This window comes from Luteitalea sp. (genome assembly GCA_009377605.1).
Classification (GTDB): domain Bacteria; phylum Acidobacteriota; class Vicinamibacteria; order Vicinamibacterales; family Vicinamibacteraceae; genus WHTT01.
The window spans coordinates 1-2,629 of sequence record WHTT01000188.1 but is presented as its reverse complement, the minus strand read 5'-3'; the positions used below and the strand labels follow the sequence as shown (position 1 = coordinate 2,629).

Below are 2,629 nucleotides of genomic sequence, written 5' to 3'. Positions count from 1 at the left end.
GTCCAGCCTCGCTCTTGAGCGCATCCAGAAGATCGACGCGCCGCGCCTGCCACGCCGGCAGCATGCCGAAGAGAAGTGCCACGAACGTGCTCACAGCAAGCGTTGTCAGAAGAACACGCGCGTCGATGCCGACGAATGAGACACGGGGGATGTTGGCCGGCGCCATCGCGCGAAGCAGATCGACCCCCATCTCGGCCACGACAATGCCCACACCCGCCGACATCAACGTCAGCAAGGCACTCTCGACAAGGAACTGGCGCGTGAGCTGTCCCATGCTTGCACCAAGCGCACCCCGCACCGCCACTTCACGCACGCGCGCTGCGCCGCGCGCGAGTAACAGATTGGCGACGTTTACGCATGCGGCGAGCAACACCAGCGCCACTGCCCCCAGCAGCACGAGCAATGCCGGGCGGACCGGACCGAACACGACATCGGCCAGGGATTCGACGAACACGCCCCTCCCGTCGTTCGCGGGATAGGCGCGCTCGAGATCTGCAGCGATGCCGCTCATCTCCTGCTGTGCGGTCATCGGAGTCACACCGGACGCGAGACGTCCCATCACGAATGAGCCATGATAGTCACGGGGGATCTCGGAACTCAGCTGAAGCGGCACCCAGACGTCGACGTCTACCCGGCCGCCCCGATCGGCAAAGGATCGTCGATACGCGGCGGCGCCAAGGATCTGCAGTGTCCCGAAATCCGCTTTCGCTGGCAGCACGCCGACGACTGTGTGAACGTCGCCGTTGAGGCGGATCGTGCGGCCGACCACGCCGGGGTCACGAGAGAAAAGCTGACCCCACAGCGCCTCTCCGATGAGCGTGACGCGTGGGCCGCCGGACCGGTCTTCCTGCGCGGTGAATGTGCGGCCGAGCAGCGGGCGGATGCCGACCATCGGTAAGAACTCGTGGCTCACGCGGAGCGCGGCTACACGGATGGGATCACCAGCGTCGGGCATCAGGTTCGCCTCGGCGCCCGCAAGGGCCGCCAGGGTCTCGAAGCTCCCGCTCTGCTCCTGGAAGTCGAGATAGTCCGGAAACGACGCGGGCTCACGCACGGTGTCGCCGTTCCGATCGGTCTCCCACACCATAACGAGGCGGTCCATCTGCTCGAAGGGTGTCGGCCTCAGAAGCACGCCATCGACGACGCTGAAGATCGCCGTGTTGGCGCCAATGCCAAGTGCCAGTGTCACGATGGCCGCGGCGGCGAAGGCCGGCTGCTTCATCAGGGAGCGGAGCCCGAACCGGGCGTCCTGCACGACGGCTGCCAGTGGACGAAATCCGCGGACTTCACGATGCATTGCTCTCACCTGCTCCGGACCGCCGAAGCTCAGTCGCGCGGCCCGGCGGGCCTCCTCGGGTGACAGGCCGGCGCGCAGATAGTCCTGCTCCGCTTGCTCGAGGTGCGCGACAATCTCCTCGTCCAGCTCGCGCTCGAGCCGCCTCCGGCGCACGAGATCCAGAACCCGTGCAACGATGGCTCGCAAGTTCATGACAACGCCTCCAGGCGCCGCGCGACCGTGTCTGTCTTCGGGTCGGACATGTGTCATTCGTCGCGCAGCGCGGTCAGCGGATCCACAGACGCGGCGCGACGTGCCGGCACCATGCAGGCCAGCACAGCGGACAGGAGCAAGAGTCCCACGACGATGCTGAACGCGAGCGGATCGATGGCGCCGACGCCAAACGACAGGCCCTGCATCGCACGTCCGACCAGATAGGCGCCGAGCGTTCCGACGACCATGCCCGCGAGGACTGCGCGCAGTCCCCCGCGCAGGATTTGCCACAACACCTGTGTGCGGCCAGCGCCGAGCGCCAAGCGCAGCCCGATCTCGTGCGTGCGTTGCGCCACGGTGTACGACAGCACGCCGTAGATCCCGACGGCCGCGAGCAGCAGCGCGGTGAGAGCGAACGCAGCGGCCAGCATCGTCGTGACCCGCGGCTGCGCAGCGCTCTCGTCGAGCCAGTCGTCTAGGCTGCGTACGTCATAGATTGGTTGCGCGGGATCAATCTCACTTACGGCCTCACGGATCGCAGGCACAGTCAGGGACGGTTCACCGCTGACGCGCACGAGCAACGTCATCGCCCCCCGTGGCCATTGGGTCGCAGCGAAGTAGACTGCAGCCTGGGGCGCGCGATCGAGACCGCCGCCGCGCGCACCAACACCGCTTAAGCCACGCATGTCGCCGACCACGCCCACCACCGTGTACCGCCGACCATCTCTCTCGAGCGTCTGCCCAATCGGACTCCTGTCCGGCCAGGCATGGCGCGCGAAGCCTTGGCTCACGAGTGCGACGAGCGGCCCACCCAGGCGATCCTGCTCGCCAAAGAAGCGCCCCGCCAGTAGGGGCGCACCGACCGCCCGAAAGTAATCAGGACTGACCATGTGCTCCACGGCGTCCGTCGGGGCGTCCGGCGAGACGGCGCTGGACGCGGGGTCCCGGACGTTGGCGGTCGCACGAACGCCGGTCGTGAAGGGTGCGCTTGTTCCCAGACCGACCGCCTGAACTTCTGGCCTTCCTTCGAGCGATTGAAGCAGTCCACGGTAGAAAGTGGATGTTCGCAGCTCGTCTGGATATTTCGCCTCCGGAAGGTTGATGCGCGCCGTCATCACGCCCTCCGGCTCGAATCCCAGT

At 66.6% G+C, this 2,629-nt stretch carries 2 protein-coding genes; both read right to left on the bottom strand.

Annotated elements, in window-relative coordinates; all coding sequences use genetic code 11:
• Positions 1 to 1,546, bottom strand: a 1,546-nt coding sequence (locus tag GEV06_28315; protein ID MPZ21757.1) for an FtsX-like permease family protein, incomplete at its 3' end; no start/stop codon positions are given.
• The gene (locus GEV06_28310) at positions 1,543 to 2,604 is read right to left on the bottom strand and encodes an FtsX-like permease family protein (protein MPZ21756.1); all 1,062 of its coding nucleotides are present in this window, start codon (positions 2,602 to 2,604) and stop codon (positions 1,543 to 1,545) included. The genes GEV06_28315 and GEV06_28310, both read right to left, overlap by 4 nt.
• Positions 2,605 to 2,629 lie beyond the last annotated feature (25 nt).

Excerpts from the sequence above, each read along its gene's own strand:
- GEV06_28310 (MPZ21756.1), bottom strand. The coding sequence starts at position 2,604 with ATGACGGCGCGCATCAACCTTCCGGAGGCGAAATATCCAGACGAGCTG.